Annotated in this window: 11 protein-coding genes; 7 read left to right on the top strand and 4 right to left on the bottom strand. The window is 72.9% G+C overall.

Annotated elements, in window-relative coordinates; genetic code table 11:
• The 3 genes from HGB44_RS27440 to HGB44_RS27450 all read right to left on the bottom strand — a co-directional run.
• On the bottom strand, positions 1-1,233 hold a 1,233-nt coding region (locus HGB44_RS27440), incomplete at its 3' end, for an HNH endonuclease signature motif containing protein (RefSeq protein WP_168444178.1).
• A 759-nt stretch (positions 1,234-1,992) separates the two neighbouring features.
• Entirely contained in the window at positions 1,993-3,402 is a 1,410-nt protein-coding gene (locus HGB44_RS27445) for an MFS transporter (RefSeq protein ID WP_061083532.1), read from the bottom strand.
• A 5-nt stretch (positions 3,403-3,407) separates the two neighbouring features.
• The gene (locus HGB44_RS27450; protein ID WP_061083531.1) at positions 3,408-4,232 is read right to left on the bottom strand and encodes a glycerophosphodiester phosphodiesterase; all 825 of its coding nucleotides are present in this window, start codon (positions 4,230-4,232) and stop codon (positions 3,408-3,410) included.
• Positions 4,233-4,385: 153 nt separating this feature from the next.
• On the opposite strand from HGB44_RS27450, the gene HGB44_RS27455 reads away from it, so the two are divergent.
• The 5 genes from HGB44_RS27455 to HGB44_RS27475 all read left to right on the top strand — a co-directional run bounded on the left by HGB44_RS27455 (position 4,386) and on the right by HGB44_RS27475 (position 10,783).
• Positions 4,386-4,892 carry an Rv3235 family protein gene (locus HGB44_RS27455; protein WP_061083530.1) on the top strand — a complete coding sequence of 169 codons (507 nt, stop codon included), beginning with the start codon at positions 4,386-4,388 and terminating at the stop codon, positions 4,890-4,892.
• 289 nt (positions 4,893-5,181) lie between these two features.
• Positions 5,182-7,080, top strand: coding sequence for a S9 family peptidase (locus tag HGB44_RS27460; RefSeq protein WP_061083529.1), 1,899 nt, complete (start codon positions 5,182-5,184; stop codon positions 7,078-7,080).
• A gap of 482 nt (positions 7,081-7,562) precedes the next feature.
• Positions 7,563-8,567 carry a C40 family peptidase gene (locus HGB44_RS27465; RefSeq protein WP_061083528.1) on the top strand — a complete coding sequence of 335 codons (1,005 nt, stop codon included), beginning with the start codon at positions 7,563-7,565 and terminating at the stop codon, positions 8,565-8,567.
• A gap of 199 nt (positions 8,568-8,766) precedes the next feature.
• Positions 8,767-8,940 (top strand): hypothetical protein, encoded by a 174-nt coding sequence (locus HGB44_RS27470; RefSeq protein WP_168444174.1) that lies wholly within the window; start codon positions 8,767-8,769, stop codon positions 8,938-8,940.
• Positions 8,941-9,139: 199 nt separating this feature from the next.
• Positions 9,140-10,783, top strand: coding sequence for a glycosyltransferase (locus HGB44_RS27475; RefSeq protein WP_061083527.1), 1,644 nt, complete (start codon positions 9,140-9,142; stop codon positions 10,781-10,783).
• A gap of 314 nt (positions 10,784-11,097) precedes the next feature.
• Here HGB44_RS27475 and pstS read toward each other — a convergent pair whose 3' ends face one another.
• Positions 11,098-12,243: a phosphate ABC transporter substrate-binding protein PstS gene (gene pstS, locus HGB44_RS27480; protein WP_061083526.1), complete on the bottom strand. Its 1,146-nt coding sequence runs from the start codon at positions 12,241-12,243 to the stop codon at positions 11,098-11,100.
• Positions 12,244-12,456: 213 nt separating this feature from the next.
• Here pstS and treY point away from each other — a divergent pair, with 213 nt between their 5' ends.
• Positions 12,457-14,841: a malto-oligosyltrehalose synthase gene (gene treY / locus HGB44_RS27485; protein ID WP_061083525.1), complete on the top strand. Its 2,385-nt coding sequence runs from the start codon at positions 12,457-12,459 to the stop codon at positions 14,839-14,841.
• Positions 14,842-15,085: 244 nt separating this feature from the next.
• The gene (locus HGB44_RS27490) at positions 15,086-15,973 is read left to right on the top strand and encodes a putative RNA methyltransferase (protein WP_061083524.1); all 888 of its coding nucleotides are present in this window, start codon (positions 15,086-15,088) and stop codon (positions 15,971-15,973) included.
• Positions 15,974-16,037: the final 64 nt, after the last annotated feature.

Genomic DNA, 16,037 nt, shown 5'->3' on the forward strand with positions numbered 1-16,037 from the left:
CTGCTGGTGTGTGCGGAGTTCGCGTTGGTACTTGGCCCGGTTGTGCGGGCCGCATAGTGGTTGCAGGTTCGCGACCTCGGTGCGTCCTCCCCGGGAGAAGGAGGTGATGTGGTCGGCCTGGCACCAGATCACCGGCACCTCGCACCCGCCCGGGTGCGCACACGTGCTGTGCCCGTGGAAGGCGGCCGTGCGCTGTCGGGCGGAGGCCAGGCGGCGACTGGGAGCCACATCCAGCACGTGTCCGGTGGGGGGTGCGGTGAGCATCCGCACCACCTCGGAGTCCCCAGCCAGTTCGTGTACCAGCCCGACGGGGATTACCCGGCCGTTCTCGTCCAGAGCGGGCCTTTCCTGGCCTTCGGTGTCCAGGTAGGTCTCCACGGGCACCAGGATGCGGATCTGCGCCAACGGGGCGGGGGTGTGGGTGCATCCGGTGTGGGTGGTGGCAAAACGCAGCGCCGCGATGAGCGCGTCATGCTCACGCTGAGACCGGGACCGTTCCTCGCCCTCTCCGGGTGGGGTGGTGAAGGTGTCGATGGCGGCGCGCACGATCAGCGCGTCTCCGGCCCCGCCCCAGGCCTGGAGTTGGTAGCTGCCCTGGAACGTGTCATGCACGACCAGGCCACGGGCGGCGTGGGCGGCCTCGTGGTCGCGGTCCAACCGGTGCGGGTCCAAACGGTAGGCGACCTGGCGGGCCACCGACTGGAGTTGGTTGACCGACAACGCGGGCCGCTCCGCCTTGGCCGCCACCAGAGCCGACTCAAACCCGCCCCGGTAGCCCTGCTCGTCGGGGAAATGGTCCTCATCGCGGGTCTGGACGGCTTTGTCGGTGACCTTGGCAATCGCCACCGCCTCACCCAAGGCCAGAGTGCCCTCCCGTACCGCCTGGACGGTGGCGGGCAGGGCCTCCTCGTGCACGTGCTGGGCCAGACGGGCCAAATCCTTGGCCTGACCAGTCGGCACCTTGCACTGGTGGGTGAGCCACTTGTCCAACGTGGCGTAGCCGCTGTAGCGGGCCACCTCACCGCGCGCGTACAGGCCAGCCATCCGGGCCAGCGCCTGGTAGCGAATCCTCTCCACCTGGTCCCACAGGGCGGCGACTTCCTCGGCGGCGGCCTCGTCCGCCCCCGGCGGCACTTCGGCATCCAACACCTGGTCGATGATCTCGCGCGCACCGGCCAGCGCGGCCACCGCCGGGGAACAAACCCCGGGGGCCGCGTCGGGCGCTGCAAGCATCATCTCCATACCTCTTATTATAAGCCAACAGCAGCCATTGCGCCAGAATTCACAGCACCGAATTATCCGCCCTTCCGGATTTCCCCCCACGGGAGGCTTGTCCTTCATTGATAAGCCACAATTGGGACAAACCGAAAGGCGCCAGAAAGGGCGCGGGAGAAATGATCCCTCGCCGTGGGTGCCGCCGTCGCCCACCCCGACCACAGGGACCAAAGACGCCATCCGAGGCTGGAGGACCCGCCTGCCGTTGGCGCCACCGTCGCCCACCCCGAACATCCCCGAACCCCGGGCGTTGGTCGCCCTCAGCCAGTCGCTCCCGCCTTTGGTGCCGCTTTTCGTCGGAGCCCCTCGCCCCCACCGGACGACTACCGTTTCTTGAAACCCTCGCCCTTTCGCGGCAGCGGGTGCGCTTTCGTTGCCGCCAACAACCCCCGTCAAGAGCAGCGTAGGGGAGAGACCTGATGGCGGCCCCTCCCTGCCCCTCAATCCATTACTCCCTTTGGGGGCGGGTGTTTGAGGGCACACCAAAAGGCACAGGGGTGGGACCCCCCCTATTTCCAGGAAACCATCCCCGCCCCACCCCGGTACACCCCCAACCACCACCTGTGGAAAACGTGGTCGCCCGCGGGAAACAACGCCCGCGACCCCCTAACACCGCTACCCCCTAACACCTCAACTCCGTAACACCTCAACCCCGTAACACCTCAACCCCGCACCCCCTACGACCACTGACTCAGAACACATCCGCCCACCAACGGTCTACAGGTTGCGCGGCACCTCGTTGCCCACCGCGAGGATGCCCTCGCGCATGCGCGTGCGCCACAGCAGCAGGCCGCCGATGACGAAGAACACGATCAGCGACAGGATCGCCATCCGGTAGCCGCCGGTGAGCGAGACGGCCACGGTCACGGTCAGCGACCCCAGGAAGCTCGACCCCTTGTCCGAGATCTGGTACAGGCTGAAGTACTCCGCCTCGCGTCCCCGGGGGATGAGCTGGGAGTACAGCGACCTGGCCAGCGACTGGGTGCCGCCCAGCACCAGGCCGATGCCCACACCCATGGCCACGAACAGCGGCACGTTCCCGACCGGGAGGAAGTAGGCCGCCGCCACGAGTGAGCTCCACACCGCGAGCGTGGCCAGCACGGTGTTCTTCGTCCCCAGGACCCGAGCGACCCGACCGGTCAGGAGGGCTCCCCCGAAGGCCACGAACTGGATGATGAGGATGGTGACGATCAGAACGTTCTGGTCCAGCCCCAGGTCCTGGGTGGCGAAAGGCGCCGCGTAGCGGATGGCCGCCTGCACGCCGTCGTTGAACAGGATGAACGCCAAAAGGAAAAGGATCGTGTTCGGGTACCTGCGCATGTCCTTGAGCGTGTGCCCGAACTGGCGCAGCGACCGCCCCACCTTCGGACGGCCCCCGCCGCGCGCGGCCAGGGCGCCGTAGCGGTTGCGCAGCGGCCGGAGCGCCAGGACGGTGAACCCCGCCCACCACAGGCCGCAGGAGGCGAAGGCGATGCGCGCGGCGTCGTCCGTGCCCAGGCCCAGGGACGGCGCGCCGACCACCAGGCCCAGGTGGACGGCCAGCAGCAGGGCCCCGCCCAGGTAGCCGACGCCCCAGCCGGTGACCGACACCCGGTCGCGTTCGTCGGCCGTGGCCACCTCGGGCAGGAACGCGTTGTAGACCACGCCCGCCAGCCCGTACAGCAGGTTGGCCAGTACGAACAGCACCGAGGCCACCAGGTAGCCGTCGGTGGCGAAGTACAGCCCCACCGTGCACGCCGACCCGATGACGGCCAGCCAGAGCAGCCACCGCTTCTTGTGCCGGGAGTGGTCGGCCATCGACCCCACGACCGGCAGGCACAGGATCTGGAGCAGGATCGCCACCGTGGTCAGTGCCGGATAGAGCGCGTTGGGGTGCAGCGAGAGGAAGTCCAGCCCCAGCGGGCTGATGGACAGCGCGGGGTCCAGGCAGGACGCGGCGTCCGGGGCGCCGGCCGACACGCACGCCAGGTTGCTCAGGTACGGGCCGATGAGCACGGTGACCACCGAGGTGGTGAACACCGAGTTGGCCCAGTCGTAGAGGTACCAGCCGCGCTGCTCGCGCCTGCGCTGCCCGGGGTCGGCCGAGGGGGCGCCGGCGGCGTCCGCCTCCGGAGGTGTGGTGGCCATGGGGGCTATCCGTTCCGTCGGGGGATGTCGGTGGAGGAGGCGCGGCCAGGCCACTGGCCCCGCCGTACGAGGAGTTCCCTGAGGGCACTCGTGTTGTCGGTGACGATGCCGTCCACCCCCGCGTCGAGCAGGCGCTCCATCGTTCCGGGCTCGTTGATGGTCCACACGTGCACCTGCATGCCCATGCGGTGCGCGGTGGCGATCAGGTCCCGGCTGAGCAGGGGGAAGGTGCCGTGGCGCAACGGGATCTGCGCGCACACCGGAACCCGGCTGGCCAGGGAGCGCAGCAGCGGCGACACGCAGGAGCACCGCAGCCGGACCACGTCCAGCGGGCCGCAGGAGGTGGCGACGGGCCGGTCGAACAGCCGCCGCGCCCGGTCCAGGCGGCGCTGGTCGAAGGAGCCCACGCACACCCGGTCCCACGCGTTGGTGCGGCGCAGCGCCTCGCGCAGCGGCAGGACGGCGGCGTCGGCCTTGACGTCGATGTTGAACCGCGCCTCGGGCCAGGTCCCCAGCAGGTCCTCCAGCACCGGGACCGGCTCGCGTCCGGCCACCCGGGCGCGGGCCACCTCTCGGTGGGGCAGGTCGCCGATCGCGCCGCTCATGTCGGTGGCGCGGTCCAGGGTGGGGTCGTGGAAGGCCATGAGGACGCCGTCGCTGGTGGCGTGCACGTCCGTCTCCAGGTACGTGTAGCCGAGGTCGACGGCGTACTGGAAGGCCGCGGCCGTGTTCTCCAGTTCGGTGCGGCGCACGCCCTGGTCGTCGAGGAGCCACCCGCCGCGGTGGGCGAGGGCCACGGGTACGGGGGAGGAGAGGTAGGCGGAAGTCACGCATGCAGTATGCCGGTTTCGGGCCGCTGTGCGCCCTGTGCCGGGGACCGCGAGAAAATCCCGAAACCTGGAATGCCAGCTGGCACGGGCAAGGTGTCGGCGCCTCTGTGCAGGGCGAAGGCGGAACGTCATCCTCCCGGAAGGGACCTGTTCATGTCGTACACCCCTCACCGCCACCCCTGTCCCCGGCCCATGTGCGCCCACGGCGAGCCCGCGTACCACCGCCCGGTCCGCACCCCCTCCCGCACGCCCCTGCCCCCGCGCCACGCGCCCGTGCGCCGGTGCGGGTCCCCGCTCCTGGCGGGCCACCGCACGCCCGGCCCCGTGCACCTGCTGGCCCAGCGCATGGCGGAGGTCCTGGTCGGCCGCCGCGCACCCGAGGCGCTGCGCGACCAGGTGACCGTCCCGGTCCGCGAGGAGCTGCGCCGTCTGCGGGGCACGGTCTCCTGCGAGCTGGCGCCGCGGCTGACGCAGGTCTACCACCAGCCCGTGGACGCCGACGGGGTGGAGGCCAACGCCGTGATCCGCTGCGACCGCCGCTCCCGGGTGTTCGCCTTCCGCGCCCGGCGCGAGGAGGACGGCCGGTGGGTGTGCACCCGCTTGGAGACCGACGGCGCCGTGCGCCGCCGGGGCGGGATGCCGGTCGAACCGACCGGGTGAGACCCGCCGCGCGCCGGGGCCGCGGGCGGGCGGGTGTTCCCGTTCGCCCGCGGCCCCGGCGGGCACGGGCTCCACCGGACGAAAAGCACCTGGATTTCCGCCGAGAAGCCTGGATAAGGTCCCTCTGGGGTGTTCTCCGGACCGGAGCGCTGACCCCCGTCTTCGAACGGCGGCGCCCGACGCGGCCCGACCGTTCCCGGCACGCGGTGGCCCCGAACGACGGTCCCACCGCCAAGCGAAAAGGAGGGGGCGGTCACGGCGCTCCCCGCGCCGGGACGGCCATCCGTGTATGAAACCTGCTGACATCGCCCACCTGCACAGCATCGGCGCGCCGACCCTGTCCCCCGACGGCCGCCGCGCCGTCTTCGCCGTGACCCGGCCGGACCTGGAGGAGGACGCCTACCTGGGCTCCCTGTGGTCCGTGCCCACCGACGGCTCCGCGCCGCCCTCCCGGCTCACCCGGGGCACCAGGGACAACGACCCGGTGTTCTCCCCGGACGGGCGGTGGATCGCCTTCCTGCGCCCCGACGAGGACAAGCGCCCCCAGATCCACGTCCTGCCCGCCGACGGCGGCGAGCCCTGGAAGATCACCTCCCACCCGCTGGGCGCGGGCGCTCCGCGCTGGAGCCCCGACTCCACCCGGATCGCCTACACCGCGCGTGTCCCCGACCCCCACCGCTACGTGGACCGCGAACCGGGCAAGGAGCCGCCCCGGCGCATCACGCAGCTCAAGTACCGGCTGGACGACCTCGGTTTCAGCAACGACCGGCGCGCGCACGTGTTCGTCTCCGCGCCCCTCGACCCCTCGGGCGAGGCGGGGGAGCCGGTCCGGGTGACCCGGGGCGACTTCGACCACCGGCACGTGTCCTGGAGACCGGACGGCACCGAACTGGTCTTCGCCGCCGCACGCCACGCCACCCGCGACACCGACCTGGTGGAGGACCTGTGGGCGTGCGCGCCGGAGGAGGGCGCCGAGCCGCGCCGGGTCACCGCCGGGAACCTGGACGCCGCGCGGAGCGACTTCTCCGAGGACGGCGCCACCGTCTACTTCCTCGGTGACGAGCTCGGCCCCGGTCTCGACGACTTCGTGGGCCAGACCAGCGCCCTGTGGTCGGTGCCCGCCGACGCCTCGGCGGCGCCCGTCCGGCTGACCCCCGCCCAGAACCCGCGGATGGCCGGGGGCCCCAGGGTCACCGGGCGCGGCCTGCTCGGCCTGGCGGAGAACAGGGGCGCGGTGGACCTGGTCCTGGTGCCCTTCACCGGCGGCGAGCCCGAGACCGTCGTCGGCGGACCGGTGCAGGTCCAGTCCTTCGACAGCGCGGGCGGCGTCACCGTCGCGGTGGTCGCCGACGGCCGCAGCAGCGGTGAGCTGGTCCTGGTCGCCGACGGGGGCACCCGGGCGCTCACGGGGTTCGCCGGTGCGCTGGACCCCCTGCCGATGACGGAGCTGACGGCCCGTACCGCCGACGGCTACCCCGTGCACGGGTGGGTCACCGTGCCCGAGGGGGAGGGTCCGCATCCGGTGGTGTTGATGATCCACGGCGGTCCCTTCGCCCAGTACGGCCACCAGCTCTTCGACGAGACGCAGGTCTACGCGGCGGCCGGGTACGCCGTGGTGATGTGCAACCCGCGCGGCTCCTCGGGCTACGGGCACGAGCACGGCCGGGCCGTCATCGGCTCGGTGGGCGCGACCACCGCCACCGACGTGCTGGCCTTCCTGGACGCCGCGCTGGAGGACGAGCGGCTGGACTCCTCGCGGGTGGGCGTCATGGGCGGCTCGCACGGCGGTTTCATGACCACCTGGATCGCCGCCCACCACGGCGAGCGGTTCCGGGCGGCGATCAGCGAGCGCGCGGTCAACGCCATCGAGAGCTTCCACGGCTCCTCCGACATCGGCTCGTTCTTCCCCGGGCCGCTGTACGGGCCGCCGCAGGCCTGGGCCAAGGAGAGCCCGCTCACCTACGCCGACCGGATCGACGTCCCGTTCCTGATCATCCACTCCGAGGAGGACTGGCGCTGCCCGGTGGAGCAGGCACAGCGTCTGTTCGTGGCGTTGAAGCTGCGCGGCCAGGAGGCGGAGATGCTGCTCTTCCCCGCTGAGGGGCACGAGCTGTCGCGCTCGGGGCTGCCCAGCCACCGCGTCGCCCGCTTCGAGGCGGTCCTGGACTGGTGGCAGCGCCACCTGTGACGTGTGCCGGGGCGGGGGTCGCCCCCGCCCCCCTTCCGGTGGTTCGCGTGATACACGCCACTTTTTTGGCGGACATTGCTCTGTTTTGAGGTGGCTCCGAGGGGGAGAACTAAGACCCGCCATGGCCGCTCGGGCGGGCTTTCCGGGTCTCTTGTTATGGAACCGCTGGTCAGAGGGTTGCCCAAGAGAAGGTAACGAAAGGGTCGCGACCGGTCCTGGTGGTGGATTAGTGTTCCCTCAGGCCGGAACGCCCCCGTTAGTCACCACCAGGGTGACGGTGTCCGGTTTCCGTTGCACTCTCGCTCACGAGCAGTCCTTTCCCAGGAGCAGAGGCCACCGCAGAACGCCGGCACACCTCCCTCGGCCCCTTTGAGCGCCGCCCGCCGGGATCCCCCTCACCGCATCCCACGCGCCCTTGCCACGGCGCGTCCTCGGGATGCCCTGCGCTGGTAGACGGGTGTGGGAGAAAGGCAGTCGGTCCCTTGACTCGCAACCCCGAGCCCGGAAGGCGCAGCAGGCGCCGTGTCGCGACGGTCGGCTGCGCCACCCTGGGCGCCGTCGTCCTGTCCTCGGGCGTCGCCTTCGCCGAGCCCACCCCTGAGGAGGCCCGCGAACGCTACGAGCGGCTCCAGGAGGAGCTCTCGACCCTGAACGAGGCCTACAACCAGGCCGAGGAGGACCACGCGGCCGCCGAGGCCGAACTCGAAGAGGTCGAGGAGCAGCTCGCCAGGGCCCAGGAGGAACTGGAGGCCATGTCCGACACGGTCGCCGGGATCGCCCAGACCGCCTACACCGGGTCCACGCACAGCCTCTTCACGGTCCTGTTCGGCGGCGACCCGGACGCGTCGCTGCAGAACATCGCCGACCTGAACTTCCTGTCCACGGGACAGGACGCCGTCCTGGACGACTACGTCGCCCAGGTGGAGCGCGCCGAGGACCTGCGCGACCAGGCCGCCGAGTCGGAGGAGGACGCCTCCACCGCGCTCTCCGAGGCCGAGACGGCCCAGGAGGAGGGCGAGACCGCCCTGGACGAGCAGTCCGAGGTCCTGGAGAGCCTGGGCGGGCAGGACCCGACCGCCTCCGAGGCCTCCACGGGCGGCGGTGGCGAGGCCGTCGCGGCCTCCGGCGACGTCCAGGCCGTCCTGGACTTCGCCCGCGCCCAGATCGGCAAGCCCTACGTCTGGGGCGGTACCGGCCCCGACGGCTACGACTGCTCGGGCCTGGTCCAGGCCGCGTGGGCCCAGGCGGGGGTCAACCTGCCCCGTACGACCTACGACCAGGTCAACGCCGGCACCCGGGTCTCGCGCGACGAGGTCCAGCCCGGGGACCTGCTGTTCTTCTACAGCGAGTCCTCGCCCAGCCACGTGGGGATCTACTCCGGCAACGGCAACATGGTCCACGGCTCCAACCCGTCCAAGCCGCTGGAGGAGGTCTCCCTGGCCGCCTACTGGGACAGCGTCTTCACCGTCGCGGTCCGCGTCGGCTAGTGGAGCGACCGGAACCGTTACCGGCGAGGCCTGAGGGTTCTGACCTGCGATGATCTTGTACTTGTAGCCGATGTCGGTGGTCGAGGCCCGCTATGGGTGCAAGGCCACGGCGGAGGGGGAGGGCCAACGTGCCCTCCCCCGGCGCGGGGGAGGGCACGCGGGTACCGGTCGGCGGTGCGGCCCGCGTATTCTTCCGCCCATGGGACGTCTCGTGTTCAGGATCGCGGCCGGGATCGCGGTCGTCATCGCCTTCTTCTGGGTCCTGTCCGTGGTGGTCGGCCTCCTGGTCTGGCTCCTGATGGCCGCGCTGGTCGTGGGAACGGTCTGTCTCGGCGTCCGGATGCTCAGGGCGCAAAGCGGCCAGGACCGCTGACCGCGCGCCTTCTGCCGGGGGCGCGTCGCCGAACCCCGTGCGGCGCGTCCCCGCGCGTGTCCGGTCCGCTCGCGGCGGACCCGTTTCCTGACACATGGGCGAGGGCCTCCGCGGTGGAGCCGAGTGAGGGTATGGTTACTATGTGTCACTGAATAAGCACGTAGGGTCCCATGTTGACGGAGTGTCTCACCGTGGCCGGGTGGAACGCGTCCTCACCCGCGTCTTCCGCAACGACTGGAGTGCGCTGACACCGCCCGACATCGGGCGCTGGACCCCCGACCTGCGGGTCAGCGTCGTCATCCCGGCGCGCGGCGGGCAGCGGCGCCTCGACCTCGCCCTGGCCTCCCTGGCCGCGCAGACCTACCCCGAGGACCTGATGGAGGTCGTGGTCGTGGACGACCACTCCTCCCCGGCACTGCGGCTGCCCGACCTGCGCCCCGCGCACTGCCGCGTCCTGCCCGTCCCCGACGGCGGCTGGGGCGCCGGGTACGCCCGCGCCTACGGCGCCCACTCCAGCACCGGCGACGTCCTGCTGTGGATGGACGCCGACATGGTGGTGTGCCGGGAGTTCGTCGAGGCCCAGGCGCGCTGGCACCACGTCCACGCAGAGGCCGTCACGCTCGGCCGGGTCCGCTTCGCCGACACCGGGCCCCAGAGCCCCACCGACGTTCTGGCCCTGGCCCGCACCGACGCCCTGCACCGGACCCTGGACACCGGCCGACACCACGCCTGGGTCGAACGCGTCCTCACTGGGAGTGACGGCCTGCGCGACGCCGACCACCTGGGCTTCCACGCCTACGTCGGCGCGGCGGCGGCCGTGCGCCGCAGCCTCTACGAGGCCGCCGGGGGAGTGGACCCCGACCTCGACCTGGGCCAGGACACCGAGTTCGGCTACCGCCTCTGGCAGGCGGGCGCCGTCCTGCTGCCCGAACCCGCCGCCACCGGCTGGCACGTGGGCCGCGCGGGCACCGCGCGCACCCGGCTGCCCTCCGAACGCTTCCGCACCGAGGTCCTCGCCGAGTTCATGCCGCACCCGCACGCCTACCGCGAGCGGGTACCCGCCCACCGGCGCCGCATCCCGCTCGTGCACGCCGTGGTCAAGGTCTCCGGTGCTCCCTACGACCTGGTCCGCGGCTGCGTGGACCGGCTCCTGGACAGTGCCGAGACCGACCTGGCCCTCACTTTGGTCGCCGACTGGGAGGGCGCCGAGGAGGAAGGGGCCGTACGCGGAACGCGGCGGCTGCGGGCGGTGGACGGCCAGGCCCGGCGGGACGTCGGCGGACCCCACCTGGACCTGCGGTTGATCCAGGCCAACTACCTGCGAGAACCCCGGATCTCCTTCGCCACGTCCGCGCCCCGCACCGGTTTCCCCTCACCGTTCCTGCTCCAGGTCCCCGTCTCCTGGGGTCTGGGCCAGGTGGCCCTGTCCCGGCTGCTGGCCAGCGCCGAACGCGCCCGCGCCGGACTCACCGAACTCTTCCCGGCCGCCTCGCCCACCCGCGACGCCGGGGTGCGGCTGTGGCGCACCCGCGCGCTGGCCCGGGCCCTGCGGGTGTGCGAGGAGGACGAGGACCTGGGCGACGTGGTCGCCGCGCTGCACGGCCGCTACCGGATCCACGCCGGGGAGGAGACGCTGACCGACCTGTCGCTGTACCGCTCGGTACCGCCGCCCCCGCGCACCGAACCCGAACCGGTGGAGGTGTCGGCCCCGCCTCCGCGGGCCGGGGCTGGGGAGCACGGGTCAGGGCGGGAGGGTGCCGGAGCAGGCGCCGCGCGGTCCGGCGGGTGGCTGCGCTCGGGATGGGAGCGGGCCCGCCAGCGGCTGCGCCGCGAGCGCGGTTGACCGCCTCCCGGGGTCCGACCGCGACCGGGCAGATGGGGGAAGACATCGACCAGGAGAGCGGGCGGACCCCGCCGGACGCCCCGCATCCCGAGGATGACCGAGGGCGACACGGCCAGTACTCAAGGTACCGGACGCCGTACGTGCCACGGGCACGCCGCCTGTGCGACGTGCCCGTGGCATCCGTTGCCCGTTGGTGCGGCGCGGCCCGGGGCCGCCCCGCGCGGCCGGTCGCGCCGGGCCACCGCCGCGCGGTCCCCGACCGGGAACCGGGCTCACCGCCTCGACGCCTCACCGCCGTGCGAGCGAGCGACCCCTCAGCTGACGGCGGAGATCGACTCCAGGAGCTGCTCGCGCAGGGCGTCGCTGACCGGAGCCGACCCGGTCTCCTCGGAGGCGGCCGACTGACCCTCCGGGCTCACCACGTAGCGCAGGAAGGACTTGACCCGCTCGGCCTCGGCGTCGTCGGGGTAGTCCAGGCACACGACCTCGTAGCTGACCAGGACCAGCGGGTAGCTGCCCGCCTCGGTCGTGCCGTAGTTCAGGTCCAGTGCCAGGTCGTACTCGCTGGGGTTGTCCTCGCGCTGCGGGGACTCGGCGACCACCTGGGCGGCGGCCTCGGGGGAGATCTCCACGAACTCGCCGCCGACGCCGATGTCCACCGTGGACATGCCGTGCACGTGCGACATCTCCACGTAGCCGATGGACCCCTCGGCGCGCTCGACGGTGTCGGCGATACCGCTGTTGCCCTGCGCCGACTCGCGCGGGGTGAGCGGCCACTGCCCGCTCGGCTCGTGCGGCCAGGCGTCGGCCGCCGCGGCGCCGAGGTAGTTGGTGAAGTTCTCCGTGGTTCCCGAGTCGTCGGAGCGGTTGACCGGGGTGATCGCCATGTCCGGCAGGTCCGCGTCCGGGTTGTCCTCGGCGATCTCGGGGTCGTTCCAGCGCGTGATCTCCTGGTTGAAGATCTTGGCCAGCGTCTCCGGACGCAGGTTCAGCGAGTCCACGCCCTCCAGGTTGAACACCACCGCGATCGGGATCACGTAGGCGGGCAGGTTGACCACGTCCGAGCCGCCGCACCGCTCCCTGGCGTCGGCGTTCTCGTCCGGGTCCATCGCCGCGTCGGTCCCGGCGAAGGCCACCGCGCCGTCGATGAACTGGCTGCGCCCGCCGCCCGAACCGATCGAGTTGTAGTAGACGCGCGCGTCGTCGCAGGCCGACTGGTAACCGGCGATCCAGGTCGTCATCGCGTTCTCCTGGGCGCTGGAACCGGCTCCCGAGAGGCTGCCGGAGAAGCACTCCAGGCCCTCGGGAACCTCCGGCGCGGCGCTGTCCGGAACGGCCTGGTCGCTGCCGCAGGCGGTCACTGCCAGCAGCAGGCCGGCCAGCGCGGCCGACGCGGCCCCCCTGGAGGCTCCGCTGTGGCGGAGGACGCCGGTCTTGGTGCGCTTGTTGGACGGGAGCACGACTGCTTCTATCCCCTTCGTCGGTGTCGGTGGTCCTGGTCTGCGTTCACCGCCGCGCGTCCCCGAACGGGAGCGTCGTCGCTGGTGATGGAGCACCGCCGAAGAATTTAACCATCGGCGGACCGCCATCCCCAAGGCGACCCCCTGTGGCACGGCGCTCACACGGACCGGCGTGCATGACACGCGGACGGTACGGGCACGGGTAGGTGCGTGATGAGCACGCACGACACGTCCACCGCTCCGACGTCAACCTACCGCCTCCAACTGCGCCCCGGGTTCACCCTTGAGGACGCCGCGGACCTGCTCGACTACCTGGACCGCCTGGGAACCGGGGCGGTCTACCTGTCCCCCATACTCGCCGCGGCGCCGGGCTCCCAGCACGGCTACGACGTGGTCGACCCCACCCGGGTCTCGCCCGAACTGGGCGGGGACGCCGCCCGCGAGGCCCTGGCCGCCAAGGCGCACGAACTGGGCCTGGGCGTGGTCGCCGACATCGTCCCCAACCACCTGTCCGTGGTCCGCGCCGACGCCAACCGCTGGTGGTGGGACGTCCTCGCCCACGGGCGGGACTCGGTGTACGCGCGCTGCTTCGACATCGACTTCGACGCCGGGCCCCTGCTCATCCCCGTACTGGGCGACGACGGCGACGGCGGGCGGGCCGCCCTGGCCGACCTCGCCCTCGCCGACGGCTGCCTGGTCTACCACGACAAGCGCTACCCGCTCGCCCCCGGCACCCACGAGCCCGGCGACCCGGTCGACCGGGTGCACGAGCGCCAGCACTACCGGCTGGTGTCCTGGCGGCGCGGCGACAGCGAACTCACCTACCGCCGGTTCTTCGACGTCAGCGAGCTGGCCGCCGTACGGGTGGAGGAACCCGGCGTCTTCGACGCCACCCACGCCGAGATCCTGCGCTGGGCCGAACTCGGCCAGCTCGACGGGCTGCGGGTGGACCACGTGGACGGGCTCACCGACCCCGGCGGTTACCTGCGCCGCCTCACCGAGCGCTTCGGCGGCTGGGTGGTGGTGGAGAAGGTCCTCGCCCCCGGCGAGAGCCTGCCCCAGTCCTGGCCGGTCGCCGGGACCACCGGGTACGACGCCCTGCGCGAGGTCTGCGGGGTGTTCGTCGACCCCTCCGGTGAGGCCGATCTCACCACCCTCGCCCTCGACCAGGGAGTGGAGGTGGACGTCGACGAGGCCGACCTGCGGGCCCGCCGCCACGCCGCCACCGAGCTGCTGCGCGCCGAGGTGCGGCGGATCGCCGCCCTGCTGCCGCCCCGCCCGGACCGGGGACGGGAGACCCCCTCCCCCGAGGCGGTGCGCCGCCGCGAGGAGGCCGTCGCCGAGCTGCTGTGCGCCTTCGACGTGTACCGCTCCTACCTGCCCGAGGGGGAGCGCGACTGGGCCCGGGCCGTGGAGACCGCCGCCGGGCGCCGCCCCGACCTGGCCCACGACCTGGAGGCCGTCGACCTGCGGGTGCGCCGCGACCCCCGGGGCGAGGCCGCGCGGCGCATCCAGCAGACCAGCGGGATGGTCGTGGCCATGGGCACCGAGAACACCGCCTTCTACCGCACCACCAGGTTCGTCGCCCTCAACGAGGTGGGCGGGGACCCCGCCGACTTCGCCGTCGCACCCCGGGAGTTCCACGACGGCGCGGCCCGCCGCGAGGCCGCCCGGCCGCACACCATGACCACCCTGTCCACGCACGACACCAAGCGCTCCGAGGACGTGCGCGCCCGACTGGCCGCCCTCACGGAGGTGGCCGAGCCCTTCGCCGAGGCCGTGCGCCGCTGGACCGGGCGGTGCGCCCTGCCCGAACCCGCACTCAACCTGCTGGGCTGGCAGACCCTGGTCGGCGCCTGGCCGATCGGGGAGGAGCGCCTGGCCGACTACCTGCTCAAGGCCGCCCGGGAGGCGCGGCTGGGCACCTCCTGGACCGGGCCGGACCCCGACTTCGAGGACCGCGTCCGCTCCTGGCCCGCGCGGGTGCTGGACGACACGGTCCTGTGCGGCGAGGTGATCTCCGTGGTGGAGTCGGTGCGCGAGGCCGGGTGGAGCAACTCCCTGGGCCAGAAGGCCGTGCAGCTGCTGGGCCCGGGCGTCCCGGACCTGTACCAGGGCACCGAGCTGTGGGACATGTCCCTGGTGGATCCCGACAACCGCAGGCCCGTGGACCACCAGGCCCGCGCGGACCTGCTGACCCGGATCGAGGACGGGTGGCGCCCGCCGCTGGACGCCACCGGCGCGGCCAAGCTCCACCTGGTCCGCACGTGCCTGCGCGCGCGCCGCGAGCTGCGCCCCTCGGGGTACCTGCCGCTCACCGCCTCCGGTCCGGCCCGGGAGCACGCCCTGGCCTTCGCGCGGACCTCGGCCGGAGCCGACCGGCCCGACCTGGCGGTGATCGCCACCCGGCTGCCGATCGGGCTGGCCGACGCGGGGGGCTGGGCGGACACGGTCGTGGCGCTGCCCTCGGGGCCGGGAGCGTGGACCGAACGGCTCACGGGCCGGACCGTGGCGCCCGACAGCGCCGACGGGCTCACCCTGGCGCACCTGGCCGAGGTCCTCGACCGGTACCCGGTGGCGGTCCTGACCCGGGAGTGAGGGGTGCCGTTCCGGGCAGCGGCGCACGACGGCGGTCGTCCCTGCCCAGGCTGGCGGGGGCGACCGCGGTCGGGGACCGGCGGGCGGTGCGGTGCCGCCGCAGGCAGGGGACCGCCGTCCACCGGGAGGACGGTCCGCGCCGCACAGCGGCACGGAGCGGCCGGAGGAGACCGGACCGGAGGGGCCGGGGCGTCGCGGCGCGGCGCCCCGACCTGGCCGGAGCGCGGGTAGGCTTGCCGCGATCATGGCGCGCACGAACACCCCACACACCACCGGTCCCCGACTCCGCATGCCCGCGGCCGTCGCGGCGGCCCTGGCCTGCCCCTCCTGCGGACGCGGGCTCGACCAGGGCGAGCGCGGGCTCTCCTGCGGCGCCGGGCATAGCTTCAACGTGGCCCGGGAGGGGTACGCGAGCCTGCTCACCGGGGCCACGCCGCCGGGGACGGGTGACAGCCGGGAGATGGTCGCCGACCGCCTCCGGTTCCAGGAGGCGGGGCACCACGACCCGATCTCCGACGCGCTGGCCGCCGCCCTGGCCCGCGAGCTCACCGCGTCCGCGCCGCTGGTCGCCGACATCGGCGGCGGGACCGGACACCACCTGACCCGCGTGCTGGAGGCCCTGCCCGGTGCCGTGGGGCTGACCGCCGACGCCTCCAAGTTCGCCGCCCGCAAGGCGGCCAGGGCGCACGAGCGAGGCGGCGCCGTGACCGCCGACGCCTGGCGGGGCCTGCCGCTGCGCGACGGCTCCGCGGACGCCCTGCTCAACGTGTTCGCGCCGCGCAACGCCGCCGAGTTCCACCGCGTCCTGCACGCCGACGGGGTGCTGCTGGTCCTCGCCCCCGCCGCCGACCACCTCGCCGAACTGCGCGGGCCGCTGGGCCTGCTGGAGGTGGACCCGCGCAAGGACGAGCGCCTCGCCGACGCGCTGCACGGACACTTCGCCCCCGCCGGGACCGAGGACCTGCGCTTCACCATGGACCTGGACCACGCCGACGCCGCGACCGTCGTCGGTATGGGGCCCAGCGCCCGCCACATCGACGCCGGGGACCTGCGGGCCCGCATCGCCGCCCTGCCCGAACCGACGGAAGTCACGGCGTCGGTGCGCCTGCACGCCTACCGCCCGCGCCGCTGAGCGAAACGGGCGGGTCCGGGCAACACCGACAGCCGCGGGTGACGGACGCGGGAGCCGGGTAGAC

This window comes from Nocardiopsis alborubida (assembly GCF_012396365.1).
In the GTDB taxonomy this organism is placed as follows: Bacteria; Actinomycetota; Actinomycetes; order Streptosporangiales; family Streptosporangiaceae; genus Nocardiopsis; species Nocardiopsis alborubida.

Excerpts from the sequence above, each read along its gene's own strand:
- HGB44_RS27445 (WP_061083532.1), bottom strand. The coding sequence starts at position 3,402 with ATGGCCACCACACCTCCGGAGGCGGACGCCGCCGGCGCCCCCTCGGCC.
- HGB44_RS27455 (WP_061083530.1), top strand. The coding sequence starts at position 4,386 with ATGTCGTACACCCCTCACCGCCACCCCTGTCCCCGGCCCATGTGCGCC.
- HGB44_RS27460 (WP_061083529.1), top strand. The coding sequence starts at position 5,182 with ATGAAACCTGCTGACATCGCCCACCTGCACAGCATCGGCGCGCCGACC.
- HGB44_RS27470 (WP_168444174.1), top strand. The coding sequence starts at position 8,767 with ATGGGACGTCTCGTGTTCAGGATCGCGGCCGGGATCGCGGTCGTCATC.
- treY (WP_061083525.1), top strand. The coding sequence starts at position 12,457 with ATGAGCACGCACGACACGTCCACCGCTCCGACGTCAACCTACCGCCTC.
- HGB44_RS27490 (WP_061083524.1), top strand. The coding sequence starts at position 15,086 with ATGGCGCGCACGAACACCCCACACACCACCGGTCCCCGACTCCGCATG.